Origin of the sequence: Pandoraea sp. ISTKB, assembly GCF_001721285.1 — a bacterium.
GTDB lineage: Bacteria > Pseudomonadota > Gammaproteobacteria > Burkholderiales > Burkholderiaceae > Pandoraea > Pandoraea capi.
Genome location: NZ_MAOS01000027.1, coordinates 53,730 through 73,719, shown reverse-complemented (window position 1 = coordinate 73,719; position 19,990 = coordinate 53,730). Strand labels below are relative to the sequence as shown.

9 protein-coding genes and 1 riboswitch are annotated in these 19,990 nt (G+C 63.5%); of the genes, 3 read left to right on the top strand and 6 right to left on the bottom strand.

Translation table 11 applies throughout. From position 1 onward, the window contains the following. Positions 1-13 precede the first annotated feature (13 nt). Positions 14-112: riboswitch (TPP riboswitch) on the top strand. Positions 113-185: 73 nt separating this feature from the next. Further along, positions 186-2,102, top strand: coding sequence for a phosphomethylpyrimidine synthase ThiC (gene thiC / locus A9762_RS08490; protein WP_069341601.1), 1,917 nt, complete (start codon positions 186-188; stop codon positions 2,100-2,102). 135 nt (positions 2,103-2,237) lie between these two features. Here thiC and A9762_RS08485 read toward each other — a convergent pair whose 3' ends face one another. Next, on the bottom strand, positions 2,238-3,410 hold the full coding sequence (locus A9762_RS08485; protein WP_069341600.1) for a hypothetical protein: 1,173 nt from the start codon (positions 3,408-3,410) through the stop codon (positions 2,238-2,240). A gap of 475 nt (positions 3,411-3,885) precedes the next feature. Between A9762_RS08485 and A9762_RS08480 the strand changes: the two genes are divergently transcribed. Next, positions 3,886-5,301: a hemolysin family protein gene (locus A9762_RS08480; protein ID WP_240493486.1), complete on the top strand. Its 1,416-nt coding sequence runs from the start codon at positions 3,886-3,888 to the stop codon at positions 5,299-5,301. Here the strand turns inward: A9762_RS08480 and A9762_RS08475 are convergent. The 3 genes from A9762_RS08475 to recC are packed head-to-tail and all read right to left on the bottom strand — an operon-like array spanning position 5,273 to position 14,828. Further along, the gene (locus A9762_RS08475) at positions 5,273-7,504 is read right to left on the bottom strand and encodes an AAA family ATPase (protein ID WP_069341599.1); all 2,232 of its coding nucleotides are present in this window, start codon (positions 7,502-7,504) and stop codon (positions 5,273-5,275) included. The two genes, A9762_RS08480 and A9762_RS08475, sit on opposite strands and share 29 nt — an antisense overlap. Further along, entirely contained in the window at positions 7,501-11,415 is a 3,915-nt protein-coding gene (recB, locus tag A9762_RS08470) for an exodeoxyribonuclease V subunit beta (RefSeq protein WP_069341598.1), read from the bottom strand. The genes A9762_RS08475 and recB overlap by 4 nt, the downstream gene beginning before the upstream one ends. After that, a complete protein-coding gene (gene recC, locus A9762_RS08465; RefSeq protein WP_069341597.1) occupies positions 11,412-14,828 on the bottom strand; it encodes an exodeoxyribonuclease V subunit gamma in 3,417 nt (1,138 codons plus the stop codon). Before recC ends, recB begins: the two co-directional genes overlap by 4 nt. 254 nt (positions 14,829-15,082) lie before the next feature. On the opposite strand from recC, the gene A9762_RS08460 reads away from it, so the two are divergent. Further along, on the top strand, positions 15,083-17,305 hold the full coding sequence (locus A9762_RS08460) for an FUSC family protein (protein ID WP_069341596.1): 2,223 nt from the start codon (positions 15,083-15,085) through the stop codon (positions 17,303-17,305). Between the two features lie 102 nt (positions 17,306-17,407). Here the strand turns inward: A9762_RS08460 and A9762_RS08455 are convergent, their stop codons facing one another. After that, on the bottom strand, positions 17,408-18,046 hold the full coding sequence (locus A9762_RS08455; RefSeq protein ID WP_069341595.1) for a response regulator: 639 nt from the start codon (positions 18,044-18,046) through the stop codon (positions 17,408-17,410). A gap of 421 nt (positions 18,047-18,467) precedes the next feature. Further along, a complete protein-coding gene (locus A9762_RS08450) occupies positions 18,468-19,961 on the bottom strand; it encodes an efflux transporter outer membrane subunit (protein WP_069341594.1) in 1,494 nt (497 codons plus the stop codon). Between the last annotated feature and the right edge of the window lie 29 nt (positions 19,962-19,990).

Sequence of the window (19,990 nt, the reverse complement as noted above, 5' to 3'; positions counted from 1 at the left end):
ATCTTTGCCGCAAAGCTAAGCGCAGGGGTCCTGCAACGTGAGTTGTGGGTGAGAAATACCCTTAGAACCTGATCTGGATAATGCCAGCGCAGGGAGCGTAGAAATTCCTCGCCCCCGTTCATGCTCCTGAGCCGCTTTGCGCCGAATTAGTCGGCGTCAACACGTGCCCCGCCAGGAGACATTGCATGAACGCCAATCCGAAGTTCCTCTCAGCCAACGCGCGCGTGGACGAAGCCGCGATCGCTCCGCTGCCCAATTCCCGCAAGATCTACGTAGAAGGCTCGCGTCCGGACATTCAGGTTCCGATGCGCGAAATCTCGCAATCCGACACGCCGACCAGCTTCGGCGGCGAGAAGAACCCGCCGATCTACGTCTACGACACCTCGGGCCCGTACACCGACCCGAATGCCCGCATCGACATCCGCTCGGGTCTGCCGGCGCTGCGCGCCAAGTGGATCGAAGAGCGCAACGACACCGAATCGCTGCCGGGCCTGTCCTCGGCCTACGGTCGCGAGCGCGCCGACGACAGCGCGACCGCAGACCTGCGCTTCCCGGGCCTGCATCGCACGCCGCGCCGCGCCAAGGCCGGCAAGAACGTGACGCAGATGCACTACGCGCGTCAGGGCATCATCACGCCCGAGATGGAATACATCGCCATCCGCGAAAACCTGCGCCGTCAGGAATACATCGAGAGCGTGCGCGCTGCCGGCCCGCAAGGCGAGCGTCTGGCCAAGCTGCTCTCGCGCCAGCACCCGGGGCAACACTTCGGCGCGAGCATTCCCGCCGAAATCACGCCGGAATTCGTGCGCGAGGAAATCGCCCGCGGCCGCGCCATCATCCCGAACAACATCAACCACCCGGAATCCGAGCCGATGATCATCGGCCGCAACTTCCTCGTGAAGATCAACGCGAACATCGGCAACTCGGCCGTGACGTCGTCGATCGGCGAAGAAGTGGACAAGATGACGTGGGCCATCCGCTGGGGCGGCGACACGGTCATGGATCTGTCGACCGGCAAGCACATTCACGAAACGCGTGAGTGGATCCTGCGTAACAGCCCGGTGCCCATCGGCACGGTGCCGATCTATCAGGCACTGGAAAAGGTGAACGGCAAGGCCGAAGAACTGACGTGGGAAATGTTCCGCGACACGCTCATCGAGCAGGCCGAGCAAGGCGTCGATTACTTCACGATCCACGCCGGTGTGCGCCTCGCGTACGTGCCGATGACCGCCAACCGCATGACGGGTATCGTCAGCCGCGGCGGCTCGATCATGGCCAAGTGGTGCCTCGCGCACCACAAGGAAAGCTTCCTGTACACGCACTTCGAAGAGATCTGCGAAATCATGAAGGCGTACGACGTCGCGTTCTCGCTGGGCGACGGTCTGCGTCCCGGCTCGATCTACGACGCCAACGACGAAGCGCAACTCTCCGAGCTCAAGACGCTGGGTGAACTCACGCAAATCGCGTGGAAGCATGACGTCCAGGTGATGATCGAAGGCCCGGGTCACGTGCCGATGCAGCTCATCAAGGAGAACATGGATCTCCAGCTCGAGTACTGCGACGAAGCCCCGTTCTACACGCTCGGACCGCTGACCACGGACATCGCTCCGGGTTACGACCACATCACGTCGGGTATCGGCGCCGCCACCATCGGCTGGTACGGCACGGCGATGCTGTGCTACGTCACGCCGAAGGAACACCTCGGCTTGCCGAACAAGGACGACGTGAAGGAAGGCATCATCACGTACAAGCTCGCTGCTCACGCCGCCGACCTGGCCAAGGGTCACCCCGGCTCGCAGATTCGCGACAACGCGCTCTCGAAGGCACGTTTCGAATTCCGTTGGGAAGACCAGTTCAACCTCGGTCTCGATCCGGACAAGGCGCGTGAATTCCACGACGAGACGCTGCCGAAGGACTCCGCCAAGGTGGCGCACTTCTGCTCGATGTGCGGACCGCACTTCTGCTCGATGAAGATCACGCAGGACGTGCGCGACTACGCCGCCAAGCAGGGCATCACCGACGAAGCCGCCCTCAAGCAAGGGATGGAAGTGAAGGCGGTCGAGTTCGTGAAGAGCGGTGCGGAGATCTATCGCCGCACCTGATGCCGGCACTCGCTGCTTGTTGAACGCAAAACGCGCCCGGAGATTCCGGGCGCGTTTTTTATTGACGTGGCACTTTGCGATGGTGACGGCGGTGGCGCATGACACCGGTCGACGTTCGCGTCAGATCCTATGCTCTCAGCCGTTGACGGGCCCGCGGCTGGTTGCTTCGGCTGGCAGCGTCGGAATACCGCGCATCGTCAGTTGGTTACGCAAGCGCTGCGTGGCGATGTGAGGCGCGGTCGACGACAGCGACGTTGCCAATGCCGTGAACGCCTTGGTGTTGGTGGCCGGCAGCGCCGCCGCGTCGACGACTTCCACGTGGCGCATGTCCCAGTGGCGCTCGCCCAGTTGCTCGATGCCCAATGCCAGTTTCACCCACTCGTCCGTCCCTAGTCCCACGGTTGCAGGCAAATCGCCACGCACGAATGCCTGATGCATCGGCAAACCGTCGGAGAACCCTACGCGAAGCATCCATTCGGTGCTCTCGGACGGCGGCAACAGGCGTCCACCGGTCTGCAATCGCTCATTCAGACCCGCGATGAACCTCTCAGGCGGGGTATTCATCAGGCATGCGGTCGTCCACTCCTTCTTGCCCGCCAGCGACGGCTTTCCCGTCCAGCGACGCGCAGTGTCTGCCACCGTCTTCGTCACATCTGCCCGGCTCGGGTCAAAAGGCACCGTGCCGTTTCGACCATCCGTGCCGAGCAGCGAACCGTTCACGATGTCACGACAAATCTGGGCGCGCTCGCCGCGTCCGTCCGGCATGACGACCGGGTGATTTCGGCCTTCGAGCGACGCGACGCGGGTATTGGCGTTCTGTGAACTCGCACAGACGTGCAGCGTTGCCAGCGATGCAGCGGACAGGACCGGCTGTGCGACGCGCGGCGACTCGAACAAGGATCTGACGTACGACACATCTTCCACATCGACACTGTCGACATCGACCGGTGACGTCAGAAACGCACCGAACAGCGCTTCACCCGACGCATCGCTCTCCGACGATGCCGACGACGCCGATGAGGCCGAGGCAAAAATCGCCTGGAAATCCATCCTGGCCTCGCTGCCTGCATCGTTAGCGCGACCGGACACCTCGCCGCTCTGCGAGGGCCGAATTACACGCCACGGGTGCGCAGGTGCCTCAGCGCGGGCATTGGCCGTATTCATCTCTTTGGCGACATTGACGATCCGGATCAGCGGCATTCCGCCTGCATCGACCATCCCGGCATCGGGATTCAAGGCAACGGGTGCGAGAAAGGCAAGGCCGCCGACACCGGGCGGTTGATTCAATGGCTGCATACCGAAAGTCATCGAGAAATCCTTTGAAAGAAGGAAAAGGAAGCGTCGCGGCTTGTCGCCGCGGCTCCGCCCCCCGTTCGACACGTCATTGGAGCGAGATCAAAGTCGTATCGAAGTGGTATCGAAGCGGCGTCCACGATGCCCGAACGATCGTTCGGGAATTGTCGGTTCTGCACACTGGGTCTCGCAGCTCGTGCGCGCGACCGTCCAGGAGTAGACAGCGTTTGCGGCCTGCGCGCGTCCGGCACGCCAGGCACGCGCTGTCGAAGTGCCCCGAAGTTATGGCATGCTATTGGACAGCGGTGCAGCCGACGCGGCTGACGCGGCACGTCGATACGGCGTCTCCAGCTCCCGAAGGCATCTCAAAATGATGGCCGGCAGGCCTTGTTTTGAAATGTCTCCCTGCTCTCCGGACTCACTCCCGTGCGAAACGGTCCGGCCTGCGTCGCGGCGATGTACCCGCATTCGCACTTACAGGGATAACAATATGAGTGGTTACGGATTTCTTTTCAGTATTCTCTTGCTGGTGCTGGCAAGCGCCTTCTTTTCTGCTTCCGAAATTTCACTGACGGCCGCCAAGCGCACCAAACTCCAGGTGCTCATGGAAAAGGGCGATGAGCAGGCCGTCAAGGTGCTGGCGCTCAAGGAGCAGCCCGGTAACTTCTTCACGGTCGTGCAGATCGGCGTGAACGCCGTCGCCGTGCTCGGCGGGGTGCTTGGTGAGAGTTTCCTCACCGGCTATCTGTTCGAATGGCTCAGCCCGTTCACCGATCAGGCATTGGCGCTGCGACTGGCCGGCATCGGCTCCTTCCTCTTCATCACGATCGCCTTCATTCAGTTTGCCGATCTGATTCCCAAGCGGCTCGCCATGGTGAACCCCGAGCGCGTGGCAATGGCCATCATCGACCCGATGCTGTTCTGCCTGAAGGTGCTGCGCCCGCTCGTCTATCTCTTCAACGGCGTCGCCAACCTGTTTCTGCGCATGTTCAAGCTGCCGACCCATGCCATCGACAACATCACGTCGGAGGACATCGCCGCCATGGTCGGCGCGGGCGCTCAGGCAGGCGTGTTGCGCAAGCAGGAACTGCATTTAATCGAGAACGTTTTCGAACTCGAATCGCGCACCGTCGGCTCCGTCATGACCTTCCGCGACGACGTGGTGTACTTCACCATCGCCGAGGACGAGCGCAGCATCCGTCAGAAAATCACGGAAAGCCCGCACTCCAAGTATCTCGTTTGCCGCGATGAGATCGACAACGTGCTCGGGTATGTCGACTCGAAGGATCTGCTCCAGCGCATTGCCAGTGAAGATCTGTCGAGCGTGATCCGGAATCTCGATCGCCTCTACGCGAAAAAGCTGCTGGTGATTCCCGACACGCTCAACCTCTCTGAAGCGCTTGCCCGCTTCAAGGAGACCCGGGAAGGCTTTGCCGTCATCATCAACGAGTACGGTCTGGTCGTTGGCGTGGTCACGCTCAACGACATCGTGGGGGCGCTCATGGGCGATGTCGTCCACCCGGCCGACGAAGATCAGATCGTGCAGCGCGACGAACACTCGTGGCTCGTCGACGGCGTCACATCGGTCGAGGACGTGAAAAAGGCCCTCGATATCGACGAGCTTCCCGGCGAAGGCGAGTTCGAGACCATCGCGGGATTCATGATCTATCAGCTCAAGCGCATTCCGAAGAAGTCGGAAGCCACCGAAGCGGCGGGCTACAAGTTCGAAGTGGTCGACATCGACAATTACAAGATCGACCAGTTGCTCGTGACCCGAATCGGTGCGGTGGCCGAAGCGGCCATCGCGGCCGCGAAGCTGGCGGCAAGTCAGGGGAACCCGGCATCGCCGCCGAACCCGTCGGAACCGGCGAACCCAGCTAATTCGTCGACGGATCGCGCATCGTAGCCATCACCTCCGTCAAACGGTCGGTCAGACCGCCATCGCGCTGCGTCGGCCGTGCGATGGCCGACGCGATCACTTGCCACGGCGCGTAAAGCCACGCCTCCCGGCGCGCACGCGTCACACCGGTGTAGACCAGCTCTCGCGACAATACCCGGCTCGCCTGCTCCGGCAGCACGATCGCGACCCGCTCGAACTCGGAGCCCTGCGACTTGTGAATGGTCATGGCAAATGCCGTCTCGTGCGCCGGCAGACTCGCGGGTGAGTACAGACGATACCCGCCGTCAGGCGTGGCAAACGCGACGCGCAACGTGCCTGACGGTCCGAGCGGCAACGCGATGCCGATGTCGCCATTGAACAGATTCAGCGCGTACTCGTTCTGTGTCACCAGCACCGGACGCCCCGCAAACCATGCGCCACCTCCCGCGCCGAGTGCGACGCCCGCGCGTCGTGCCAACAGCGCGGTCAATTGCGCACCGAGAAATTCGACGCCCCGACGCCCGCCACGCGTCGCGCACAGCACACGGAATCGACCGAAAGCGGCGAAGACCGGTTGCGCCACCATCGCGATGTCAGCCGATGTCGCCGCCGCCGGATCGCCGAGTTGTTCGATGGTATCGATGGCCCGGGCAAGCGCGTCGAGGTATTCGGCGTAACCATCGGCCAAAGCGTTCAGATGCGGCGCGGACAACTGGATACCACCGTCTTCGCTCAGTCGCACCCGGTCAACCGCAGTGGCGTCGGGCGATCCGCCTTCGTTCAAAGGCTCTCGTTCGCTGTCGCCAACGGAAAGCGCCTTGCGCGCGTCGATGACCTTCCCCGTCTTGATCGCCGTCGCCAACCGACCAATCGCAGAATGCGCCCCAAAGCGATAGGTACGCTCCAGCCAGACGACGGCGTCTTCGAGTCCGCTGGCTGCACCCACGCGGGCGGTGGCTGCCGTGCCCACGGTGGCAGCAGCAGCGGCTTGGGTGGCTGCCTTAGCGATGGCGCGTTTGGGGCCTGTACCGGCAGCAAGGGTTGGCGCTGTGGCTGCGGCTGGGGCCGCGCCACCCGCACCGAGCGCCAGCGGGCCAGCGCGGGGCAAATCCTCGGCAGGCCAGTCGAGTGCCGACAGCAGATGCGCCCGCATGCCGGGCGAGAACGCTCGCTGTGCGCTCAGTTCCCCGAACACCGCCCCCGCTTCAACGGCTGCCAACTGATCCTTATCCCCCAGCAGAATCAGACGCGCGCCGTCCGGCACGGCTTCGAGCAATGCCGTCGCCATCGACAAATCGATCATCGATGCCTCGTCCACCACGATCAGGTCGTAGGGCAGTGGATTGCCGGCATGGTGACGGAAGCGCCGTCCGACTTGCTCGGCGGACTCAGGAAGCACGCCCAGGAGCCGATGCAACGTGAGCGCCGCTTCGGGCAGTGCCAGACGTACGGTGTCGGGCAAGTCCTGACGCGCTGTCAGCGCTTCCTGCATGCGCTGCGCCGCCTTTCCGGTCGGGGCGGCAAGCGCCACGCGCAAGTTGGCATCACGTTCGAGCAAGCACGCCAGCAGGCCCACAACCGTGGTCGTCTTCCCGGTTCCCGGACCACCACTGAGTACGACCAGCGAGCGCTGCAAAGCCAATGCTGCCGCCGCCATCTGCCAGTTCGGCTCTCGCTCGCCTTCCGGTGAGCGCAGAACGCCATCACGGAAATAGCGCCGTAAGCGCTTTCGGTCTTCGTCGGTAATCGCTGTCGTCGACGCATCGGTCGTCGACGTCATCGACAGCTTGCGCCCGAGCGCCGCTGCCAGTCGCGCTTCGTAGCCATAGTAGCGCGCCAGATACAGACGATCGTGATCGTCGAGCAGCAGCGGAAAGGCGTCCGCCTGCGCGTCCGTCGTCAAAGCGCGCGCGAGGCTGGCCGGCGCGCACAGGCCACTCGCGAAGAGTGCGTCGCGCCAGACGGACAGCGAGGGCGCATCGCCGGGGAACAGTTCACCACTCGCCTGTCCATCGAGCAGGTTACCGAGGGGCACGCACACATGCCCCTCCGACGTGGCGAGGCTGACCTCCAGCGCTGCACGACGGACGTAACGGCACGTCACTTCGTCCGCACCATTGCCGCGTGCGAGCAATCCCATGCGGCGAGCGAAACCCTGCGCCAGTCGCACGACGCCACTGTCGGCCAGCGGTGCACCGGACGCGTCGCCGGTATGACGTCTATCCGTCATTCGCCCTCCCCATCGATGGCGGCAACATCTTCGCCTGCCGGGCCATCGCTGCGGGCATTGAGCGAGAGTGCTTCGGCAAGTGCGGTGTTCTCGCCCGCCGCGAAGAGCCCGTCAAGGGCGTCGACCATTTCGCGCGACGGTTTGTCGAAGAACACGCCAGGCACGTCATCGCCCGCGAGATGTGCGCTGGCCCAGTCGGGACGCACACCCCGCACGAAGAGATAAAGACTGCCGCCCATGTCGCGTTCGTAATCGTAGTCCGGCAAACGACGCTGCAAGAAGCGGTGCAGCGCCAGCGTATAGAGCAAATACTGAAGGTGATAACCGTGCTCGGCCATGGCTTCGCGCAATCCTTCAGTGCCGTAGTTTTCCGGTGCGGTGCCGAGATAGTTTGACTTCCAGTCGAGAATCCACCACTGTCCGCCGTGGCGGAACACCAGATCGATGAAGCCTTTGAGATAACCGCGCAGGACGGTGGCGTCGAGTGGCAGATCGGGATAGCCGAATTGACGCAGCAGCCCTCGCAATGCGTCGAGCGACACCGCATCCGCCGGGTACGTGAACTCCATTTCCGTCAGACGTTCCGTCAACGCGACGTCAGCCAGTTGCATGCCGGGCCGCAACGGCGTCGCGAGCGTGTCGGACAGCATGTTCATCATCATGGCGCGCCAGGCGTCGTTCTGTTCAGCCCCGCGGCCCGGCGGACGCTCACGCAGCGCCCTCGACACCGCGTGCGGCCATTGCACACGCGACTGGAAGTCGGCCAGTTCGAACACGCGGTGCAAACTCTCCCCGGCGGCTGGCCCGCGCGGGAAACGCAGAATGTCGTCGGCCGGCGGCCACGCGTCGTCACCCTCGGGCGGCAGCGCGAAACTCGGCCCGGCATTGGCCTGCGCATCGTAGTCGGGACGGGTGCGCTCTGGCGCACTCAGTTGTCCGCCGCCCAACTGCGGCCCCGTGTGGATGCCGGCAAGGAGGCCGGAAAAGCTGCCGATACGCCAGACTTCGCGCAGCGCACGCGTGCTCGTGCGCGTCGTCAGTTCGGGCGGGGTGTCGTGCACGATGCGTGTATCGTTCGCCAGCGCGTCGCCGACCGGCAGCGGCACGACATCGAGCGGTCCGCCAACGAGCGCCTTCCATGCGCTCCGGATTGTCTCGACGCGCTCATCGGCATCGACCGACGAGGAAATCCACGCATCGAACGCAATGCCCTGTCCCGCCGCGAGCCAGTTGAGCATGCCGCCGCACGCTTCCTTCACGCTGCGTCGGGACGAATAGATCCCCGCCGCGAGATAGCAGCGGTACACCGCGCGCGTCAGTGCCACGTAAAGAAGGCGAGCCTGCTCAGCCGACTGCTCCTGACGCAGCGCCGCCGTCGCTGGCGATCCTTTCGCTGCGGCATCGGTGAAATCGATAACGGCCGTGGCGCCGTCGTGATACTCCAGACCGTCGAGACCGCCACCATCGCGCACGGCGCCGTCCCAGAGGAACGGACAGAATACGACGCCATACTCCAGTCCCTTCGACTTATGAACGGTCACGATCTGCACCAGATTCTGGTCCGACTCGAGACGCAACTGCGCCTCTTCGCCACCGCTGGCGCTGCGTTGCGACGCCAGCCAGCGCAGCAACGCCGGCATGCCCGGCTGCTCGGCCCAGCGAGCTTGTGCGAGTTCGGCCAGATGCATGAAGTTCGTCAATCGCCGCTCGCCGCCCGCTTGCGCCACCAGTCGTGCCGCTAATCCCAATTCCCGCATGAGCGTGCGCCACATCGCGGAAAAACCGCGATCGATCCACAATTGACGGTAACGCTGGAGACGCTCGATCCAGGCAATCGCCTCCGCATCGGACGCCTCGCTCGTCTGCATTCGGTAAAGCGCGGTGGCGTCCAGACCGAAGAGTTCCGTTGCCAGTGCAGCGCGCAGTGCTCGCACATCGCCCGGCGCTTCCACTGCCCGCAGCACGCGTAATAGCGTCTCCGCTTCCTCGCTTGCGAATACCGAATCCTGCGTCAGTTCTACACTGCCCACCGCATGCTCGGCCAGCATGGCTTTCATGAGCGCGCCCTGACGGTGTGTCTGAACGATTACCGCAATATCACCGGGCGCGAGTGGCTTGTCACCGACAAGCACGTCACCGCGCGATGCACCCGCCAGCAGTCGAGCCACCTCCGCCGCCGTCGCCCGCGCACAGGCTTGTTGCGCTTCATCTTTCGACAGCGGCTCGTCGTCGTCCGGCAACCACCAGACGGTGAAATCGGCCACGTCGCGCACGTCCGACAATGGCGGGCGACGGCGCGCCCCGGGCCGTACCGGTGGATATTCAAGGCCGTCGAGCACGAATGCACGATCGTTGGCACCGAATAGACGGTTGCCGGCATCGATGATGGCGGGTGTGGAGCGCTGGTTGACGGCAAGCGTATATGCCGCGTCCGCATTCTCCCGCGCCGCCAGATAGGTATGCAGATCCGCCGCCCGGAAACTGTAAATGGCCTGCTTCGGATCGCCGACCATGAACATTGGGCCACGGCGCGCCTCGCCCGAAGCCACCTCGGCATCGGCCGGCGATGGCTGGCCATACACCGTACTGAAGATCGCAAATTGCAGGGGATCGGTATCCTGGAATTCGTCGATCAGGGCACAGGGGTACCGCTCGCGCAGGGCTTGTGCGAGATCGGGATGCTGCTGCAAGGCACGCGCGATATTGCCCAGCAAGTCGTCGAACGAGACGACTCGCAACTCACGCTTGCGCAGCGCAAGTTGCTCGGGTGCCTCCGCTAACCAATCACGAAGGATTCGCAGCCATTGCATCTCGTAACGTTCGTCGGCATCGACTCGCGCCTGCACCAGTGCGTCCGCCATGTCGAAGAAACGGTGATTCGGTGGCGTCTCACCTTTCTTGATGTCTTTGGCAAGACGTGTCGTGGTCAGCAACTCCGCCTTGGCCCCCAGTAGCGCTCCGGCGTCGCGTGCGCCAAGGTAGCGCTGCCACGCCGAGACGGCCTGCGGCAGCGATGTCTCGTTGTAGATGTTCTTCTTGTATGACGGCAACGCCCGACGCATGAGGTCGGCAATCAACGAGGCCTCGGCTTCCCAGCAATCGCGCGCCGCCGAATAGGTCGTCAGTAACGCTGAAGGTGCGGACGTCTGCGTCTCCGGCGTATCACTCAGAGGGCTCAGATGACTCGAATCGCGCTGAACAGCTTCGGGCCAACGCAACTCCGACATCGGCTTCTTCAGGCGACGCGCCAACTGATCGGTGAGCGTGCCAGGCGAGCGCTTCCGGTCGACGAGCCACGCGGCAAAGCTGTCGTCCTGCGCGGCCAACGGCTCCACGACGCGCCGCCAGAACTCCACTGCCAGATCGTGCCGCACACCGTTGTCGTCCGGCACGAGTTCATAGGCAAACGGCAGGCCTGCTGCGAACGGCACTTCCGCGAGCGCGCGTTGGCAGAAGCCGTGAATCGTGTGAATCGATGCCTGATCGAAACCACGCAACGCCCGTTGCAGGCATTCGCGAATCGCTTTCACCGACATGTCGCCGCGCTCGATCAGGCCGGCGATCATGACGTTGAATAACGGATCGTCGCTCGCATCGGGGTCGAAGTCGGGGAAGTCATCGGCGTCGTCCGCATCGCTCACGTCGCCTTCATCACCGTCGTCGCCGAGCACGGGTGCAATCGCCGCGACGAGTCCCGCCAGACGTCCTCGAATGCGCTCGCGCAACTCTGCCGTCGCCGCATTCGTAAAGGTCACCACGAGAATCTGCTCGACGCTGAGCTGCTTTTCCAGCAGCAGACGAACGTAAAGCGCACAGATGTTCCAGGTCTTGCCGGTGCCGGCGGACGCTTCGATCAGGCAGATGCCGTCGAGATCGCAGCCGAACACGTCGAGATCGATGAGCTGGGTCATGCGCCCTCCACAAGTTCAAGGTGCTGGACCAGCGGGCCGAACATCGTGTTCGCAAGCAAATCGAAAGGAGACGCGAGAGGATCCTCCACGCCGCGCCAGATCAGCTTGGTATAGGGATCGTCGGCATCCCCGCGCGCGAATGCGGACCCTTGCCATGCGCTTTGCGCATCCGCCGGTTTGCCGGTGCTCGCGAGCTTCCAGGCACTACGGACGAAAAACGGCAACGGACGCGTCTGTCCGAGGCGGTACAACCCGACCCACTGCGCGAGCAAGGTCGCCGCATCGTCCACCGGCCGCAACGCGAAAGTCTCGTCTTCGCCGTACCAGAGCGTTCTGGCCGCGATATCTTGCCCGGCATGCTCGGGTTGTTGCAGATGGGCGCATAGCGCAAGGTGCGCGAGCCACGCCGCCAGCAGGTCACTCGGACGCATGCTGCCGTAGCGATACATCACCAGCCCATGACGCGACACGGGCGCGAGGCGGCCCTGTAGCAGACATTCGGCAGACAACGTCGCGTCACCATGCCAGATAGCATCCGTCGATGCCGTCCAGGCAGGCGGCAACGCTGGCGTCAGGGGCAGCGTCACGAGCAATTCCTGCGTGCCCTCGGCTTGCGCCTCCCTCACCTGCGTCGCCAGCGAGCGTAGGCCGCCAAGCTCCCGCCGACGCCAAACTGCGCCCGTCGCCCCGCCCGGCAATTCATGGCTCACACTCGCGATACGGTCAATCGCTTCTGCCTGCATGCGTGCATCCCCGCTACCATCGCGTAGCAGACGCGGCAACAGTCGCGCGGCAAGCGCGTCACGCCCGGCCCAATCGAGCACGAACGGCTCCTCGTCCTCGACCTCCGTCAGCATTTCGTTGAGCGACAGACCCAGGCGGTCACGTGCCCAGGCGCGCCCGGGATGACGCCAGAAGCGCAGCAGATCGTCCAGCGTCAGATGTGTCTGCGCGACGGCAGGCAATGACTCACTCACGAACGGTGCAGCCAGCGCCTCCGGTTCCGGCGACGCCAGTTGATCGGCCAATTGCTGCGCCGCCTCACCATTCGATACGTCGTAGCTGTATAGCGACGCAGCATGACCATCGAAATAGGCGGGTGAGAACGGTTGCAACGGATGCAGCACGATCAGGCGCTCGCGCGCCTCGCGTTGTTCGTCCAGACCGAAGCCTTGCGACACCGGCGCCAGCAATTGGCCCGTGAAGTCGAGCAACTCATCCACGGCCGTCGACGGCGGCAACGGGGCGTTATCCCGCACGCTTCGTCCCGTGTAAGTGATCAGGAAACGATCTTGCGCACTAAGCATCAGGTCGAGGAACAGATTGCGCTCGTCGTCGCGTCGCTGGCGGTCGCCGCGCTGCGGCAACGCCCGCATCAGATCGAACTCGTCGGCACGCACCCGGCCCGGCAGCACGCCGTCGTCCATGCCGATCATGCAGACGACGCGATAAGGCAGCAGACGCAAGCTCGGAATCGCCGCAAACGTGACCCGGCCCGACGGCACGCCACCACGTGTCGGGTCGTCGAGCGCGTCGGCCAGCACGCGCGCCACCACTTCCACCGGCACACGCACCTCGGGGGCGCCGTCGGCAATCGCCGAGCCGATTTGTTCTATCGCCATGCGGACTTCCGCGACATCGTCGGCGAACCGTGGCTCATCGGAGAAAAACTGCTCCAGCATCCCCAGTAGCTGATCGCGCCATGCCAACCCGGTACGTTCGGTTTGCAGCGCAACAGCCGTCATGTCGAGATCGTCGATCAGGCGCGCCAGTTGTCCAAGCAACTCGGCGCGTCCCCCTTCGATACCGCCGACCGGGAGCCAATCGTCGACCGGCATCGCGTCGTCGGGTAGCGCATAGCCGAGGAACAGCCGCATCATGGCGTCGCCCAGCGTGTGACGCTCCAACGCTGGCGCAGCCTCTGCCCCCGGCGTGCGGTCCACGCCGGTCCCGTCAAGGCGCAGCAAGGCGTCCCCGCGCCAGCCGCGACGCGCTCCCGCTGCATGCAGCCAGTTCTGAATCGCATCGAGCACATTACCGCCAAGGTCGTAGCGTTGCGCCACGGCCTCCGTGCGAGCGAGCTCCACCAGACTGGACGCCGCCACGCGTTGCTGCGGCAACGCCAGAATCGAGGCAAAGGCACGAGCGACCGGATTGGTTCGCGTCGGCGGCAACCCCGTCACCAGATAGGGGATGCGAGGCGTCGCCGTACCGAAAACGGCATCGATAAGCGGCGCTGCGCGCCCCAGATCCGGCACGGTAATCAGCACATCGTCCGGACGCAGGTCGGGAATTTCATCGAAGCACGCCAGCAAGCGGTCGTGCAGCACTTCGATCTGCCGGGCCAGACTGTGGCAGACATGCACCTGCACCGAGCCGTCGGCGTCGACACCGTCCGGCGCGCCGTGACGACCGTCGTCCAGCGAGAGAATGCCGTTTTGCAACGCTGCCAAGAGTGTCGGCGCGGGATTCGGCTGAAACAGCGCCCGATCCTCCACCGCCTGGGGTGCTAGGTCGGCGTACAACGCGTCGATATGCGATTGCGTCTGACGGCCCCATTCGGCCAGCAAGGGATGTCCCACCTCGCGATGCGCCGCACCATCACGCCGGGGCAGATACGAAAGCCGCGACGGCGGCACGATATCGAACCAGTAGCTCTCGCAGGGATTGAGCACATAAAGATGCACGTCGATCAGACGGGACATGGCCTTGAGCAACGCCATCGACAACGGCGGCATCGACGACAGCGCGAATACCGAGACACGCGAAGGCCACCCGGCAGGGAGGGTCTCCGGCGTCAGTTGCTCGATCCGGTCGATGGCACGCAGCGTAGGATGACGCTCACGGATATCGAGGTGCGCGAGCACCTGCCGCCACAAAGCGCTTTGCCAAACCTCATCCGCCCGTTGCACATCGCCCCAGGTCTCTGCCGCCCCCGGCAGGATCGCTTCACCGGATTGCCAGCGCTCCAGCCAGCTAGGCCGGTAGGTCAGATACTGATCGTAGATATGGGCGAGCCGGTCCGCCAGTTCGAAGCGCATGACATCGTCTGCGCCAGACAGATACCCCGCCAACCGTGGCGATGTCTGCACCCACGGCTGCGCCAGACACTGGTACAGCGGCCAGACCAGCCGGTCAGGCGCGAACGGAGAACTCTCGGGCACCGTCAACAGCTTGCCCGCCATATCCCACAACCACTGGGCGAGATAGGTCAGGCGAACGTTCGCACACACGCCGAAGACATCTGCATAGTCCAGTTCGAGCCGACGACGCACCGCCACGCTTGGCACGACGATGGTTTCCGTCTCGAAGGGATCGACCGGTCCCGCCGAAGCGCCGGGCGCTTGTGCGAGATCGCGCAGCAGCGCGGCTTCGAGCGTAGTGAACCGGTTGGAGAAGAATAGATGGAGCATGCGGGCGTGGCGGCTTAGCGAGTCTGTTCGCAAGCATAGCAAATGCCCCATGGCAAAGCCCATCGGACAGATCCGAAAGCTTGCCCCGCCATGGGTGACGGCCACCCGGCAGGTGCGGCAGGCCATGTCCGTGCACCGCGTGTAACCGGCGGTATCCCCACTTCGCGGCACGCAGGGCTTCGGCTAGACTCTCACTGCGCCGCGCCCTACCCGTCGCGCGGCCGGCTTTGCTGCGGAACCCTCGCACCCGACGCATGGACTACCAGACCGATATCAAGAAGTTCCTATATAGCCATTACTTTTTCAGCGGCACCCGGCAGGCAGTCGGCGTCATTCTGCCCGCGCTCGTCCTCTTCTGGGGGATGGATCAGCACCTGCTCGGCATCGAGGTCGCCTCTGGGGCGCTGTGCGCGAGCGTGGTCGACATCAACGGGCCGCTGCGTCACAAGCACACCGAACTGCTCAGTTGCACGCTGCTCGGCGCCCTGACCGTGCTGATCACGGGCATGGCCACGGCCGCGCAGCCGTGGCAGCTATGGATCACGTCGCTGATTCTGACCTTCGGGCTGTCGATGCTCGTGGTCTACGGCTTTCGTGCATCGCTGGTCAGCTTCGCCTGTCTGATGATGATGGTGCTCAATGTCGAGGCCGACCTCACGCGCCATCAGGCAGTGCTCGACGCAGGCGCCGTGCTCGCGGGCGGGCTTTGGTACACCTATTTCAGTCTTTTCGTCTGCCGGATCTGGTGGTTTCGCATCGAACAGCAGACACTCGCCGAGTGCTTCTTCGTCACGTCGGAATATCTGGAGGCAAAGGCGGCCTTCTACGATACGTCGACGGATATCGACGACTGCTATCGGCGTCTGATTGCCGCACAGGTCAACGTCGTGGAAAAGCAGCAGGCGGCGCGCGAAATCATCCTGCGCAATCTGCCGCGACTGCGCATCGGGGCGCTGGAACCGCGCCGCACGATGCTGTTCAATCTGTTCATCAACATCGTCGACCTGCATGAGACGGTGGTGTCAGTGCATACCGATTACCCGATGCTGCGCCGGGAGTTTGCAAATAACGACGTGCTTCTGTTCTTCCGCGACATGATCCGCAAGATCGCCATTGAGGTCGATGCCATCGGATATGCCATTGCCACGAACGAGCCGTCGCGGGCACAACGTAGCTGGCGCGCGGAGTTCCGGGCCATCGAGTACGAGATCGAGCTCATGCGCAAGCAGTCGCTTCAGCAGCGCTCGCCCGAGGCCTATCAAGCGCTCACCAGCACCTTCCGGCGCGTGTGGAGCACCACGCGTATCGTGGAGCGCATGCACCGCAACACGAACGTGAGCACTGCAGGCACGGCCACGGAGATGCAAATCGATCAGGCCCTGGTTCGCTTCACGTCGCGACAGAGCTTTTCTCCTAAATTGCTGTGGAAAAATCTGACTTTTTCCTCGCCGAGCTTCCGGCACGCGTTACGTGTGACGATCGCCATCTCGGCCGGCCTGCTCATCTGCGAAAACTGGTCGTTGCTCGCCGGACAAGACCACAGCTACTGGGTCTTGCTCACCATCATCGTGATTCTGAAGCCCGGCTTCAGCCTGACCAAACAGAAAAATGCCCAGCGTCTGACGGGCACCCTCGTCGGCTGCGTGAGCGTGCTGATCATTCTCTCGTTCGTGCACAAGGCGTGGATTCTGCTGGCGCTCATGTTCTTCTGCATGGTGATGGGCAACAGCCTGTCGCTGTTCAACTACGGCCTGTCGGTCGTGTTCATGTCGTCGTACGTGCTGTTGCTGTTCCACTTCCTGCTGCCCGGATCGCTGTCAGTCATCGGTGAGCGAGCGATCGACACGCTGATCGGTTCGGCGATCGCGCTGGTGTGCTCGTACCTCTTCCCTTATTGGGAATATCGTCTGATGGGGCCGCTGATCCGCAACGCCGTGCAATCGACGCGGACCTATCTCGAATCGAGCGCTGGTCTCGACGGCAAGCGCGACGGTCTGGCCTATCGCCTGGCGCGTAAGGATATGCACATTGCCTTCGGGAATTTCGGTGCCGCGTTCCGGCGGATGATGCTCGAACCGAAGTCCAAGCAGGTCTGCGTGGCGGAACTCAACGATTTGCTGGTGCAGAACCATGTGATGGCGTCGTACATCACCGGACTGGCGGATGTCTTGCCGCGTCAGATTGCGGCGGACAAGAGTGGAGAGTTGGGGCAGGTCGTCGCAGCCATCAGCGACCTGCTCTCACAGGCGCTTGCGGCGCCTGCGGCGTCCGTACCGACGGACACGCAGGCGGCGACGGAGGCGATGCGCGACTACACGCGGCGTCTGGATGCACTGGTGGTCGCGCAGGAACAGCAACCCGACACTGCCGAGGCTCACGTGCAGGAGATCAAGCAAGTGGTCCATCAACTCAAGCAGATGCTGCGCGCGGGCGAGCTGATTCTGCGCGACATGCGGGCGATTCGCTTGCCCGCCTGAGGCCGACGGGAAGTCCAGCGAAGTCCGCCGGAACCCGCCCGCCCCATCCCTCCCCCGCCTCAATCGGTCGCAGACGGGTTTGCCTGACGGGCCAACGACGGCTCAGGTGATCCCTGTGCGCGTGGCGTAGTGATAAAGATCGACATCGCGATCCAGTCCGAGCTTTCGCATCGCATTTGTCTTCTGCGAACTGACGGTCTTGACGCTGCGGCTGAGCTGGAAAGCAATCTCGCTGATGGTGAGCCCCGACACGAACAGCCGCACGACTTCGACTTCACGTCCCGAGAGTTTCGACGCGTCGATTTCGGTATCGTCGGCAACGGAATCGTGCAGGCGCGTCGCCAGCCCCGCCGGAATGTAGCGGCTGCCGTCTGCGACCACACACACGATATCGGCGATCGAACTCTGCTCGTCGAGTTTCGAGAGAATCGAATGCACGCCGAGTTTGAGCATGCCGCGCAGAATCGCCAGATTCTCCAGCATCGTCACCACGATGATCTTGATGTGCGGGAAGTATCGGCGGACGTAGCCGATGAGAAAAAGCCCGTCCTTGAAATTCCCGCCCGGCATGGAGAAGTCGGTCACGAGAATGTCGCACGGCGATTTGGCCAGCAAATTGACCAATTCCGACGAATTGCCGGCTTCCCCGACCAGATGGATCATTTCCCGCTCTTCGAGCAGACGTCGTATGCCAAAGCGCACAATCGGATGGTCGTCTGCGACCACGACATTGATCGTCATCCCTGCCCCCTTTTCTATTCGTCATCCGGCTGACCGTGGTGACCGCGCGCGTACGCGGTGCTTCGCGCCGGCCGTCACAACGAAGCGGGTCCATTCTGGCAAAAAGGGGCGATGCCAATCGAATGGGAAACGTCACATAGTCATGCCGAAGCAGCTCACTTGCCACGCGGTGTGGTCAACGGCCGGAAAGCCCGCATGCTGCCCGATAGAGCGGATACTGCACCCTAACTGCTTGACGGGACTCGCGTAGAGATGAAATTGCACAGACGCGCAGCGACGGAGTTTGTGCTACTCGCGTCACCGGCATTCGGAGGATTCGCAGCGCGGGCTTCCTGCATTCTGATCGTGAAAGTCAGAAATACCTTAAACACCGACGCTGGATTTGATGATCGAGCCGCTCTGCGCCTCGGAATATGCGTAGTTATTCCTGCGCGCTCGCACCGGAAGCAACACCTACCGGCGCCGCATCCGCCGCGGCCCCGCCCGACGCTCCGCCCTCGTGCGGCAGTCCGTGCCAGCCACCGCCAAGCGCCGTGACGAGCAACACATTCGCCGTGAACTGACGGCCGAGGATCGTCAGCGCGGTACGTTCCGTGGTGTATGCCGTGGCCTGGGCCGTCAGCACATTCTGGAATCCGACGGTACCGGCCTTGTACTGGTTGAGGATGAGTTGCGCGGCTTCTCGCGACGACTGCACCGCCTGATTCTGCACAGCCGCCTCACGTCCCAGATAGTTCAGGGCGGCCAGGTTGTCTTCGACCGCCTGGAACGCCGTGAGCACGGTCTGACGGTACGTGGCGACCTGCGCATCGTATGCCGCGATGGCCGCATCGGTCTGCGCACGGCGCAGCCCACCGTCGAAGAGTGTCGCTGCGAGCGCCGGGCCGACCGACCAGAAGCGGCTCGGCAGCGTCAGCCAGTCTGCAAAGCTGTTGCTCTGGAAACCACCCGTCGCCGACAGCGAAAGCGTCGGGAAGAACGCGGCCTTGGCCACGCCGATCTTTGCATTGGCCGCTACCACCGAGCGCTCGGCGGATGCGATGTCGGGGCGTCGCTCCAGCAATTGCGACGGCAGACTGACCGGCACCGGCGGCAATGCCGCACGCAATGGCGAAGGTGTCAGCGAGAAGACAGCGGGCGCCTTGCCGACGAGCAGGGCGATTGCGTGCTCCAGTTGCGCACGTGTCACCTCAATATCGAGTGACGACGCCTGCGCCTGCTGCAATTGCGTCTGCGCCTGAATCACGTCCGAGCGCTGCGCGACACCGACGGCATACTGATTCTGCGTGAGCTTGAGCGTCTGCTCATACGCCGTAACGGTACGGTCGAGCAACGCCTTCTGGGCGTCCGTCACGCGAAGGTCGAAGTAATTCTGAGCGAGCAGCGCTTGCGCCGACAGGCGGGCATTCGCCAGATCTGCGGCACTCGCCTCGGCGCTGGCATTCCCCGCTTCGACCGAGCGGCGTACGCTCCCCCACAGGTCCAGCTCCCAGCTTGCCGTGCCTGACAGGCTGTAGCTGTTCGAGATACCGCCGACGCCGGATCCGCTCACCGCCGTGTTACTCACCCGCGAGCTGCTGCGTGTGAGGCCCGCATCGGCGCCGATCGTCGGGAAAAAAGCGGCCCGGGCCTGCCCCGCCACCGCGAGTGCCTGACGATAATTGGCCTCGGCAACCTTGACGTTCTGGTTGTTGATGTCGACTTGCGCCATCAGGTCGGTCAATACCGGGTCCTGATAGATGGCCCACCAGTCGCCCTTGGCCGCCGCGTCGCTCGGCTCGGCCAGCTTCCAGTCGCCGGTCTCCTTGAATGCGGCGGGCGTATCGATCTCCGGACGAACATAGTCCGGCCCCAGCGCGCAGCCCGCGAGCCACAACACCGCGCTCGCCGCGAGAAAGGTCGCCGAGCGACGCATACGAGGCGTCGTACCGGTTTTACGTCCAT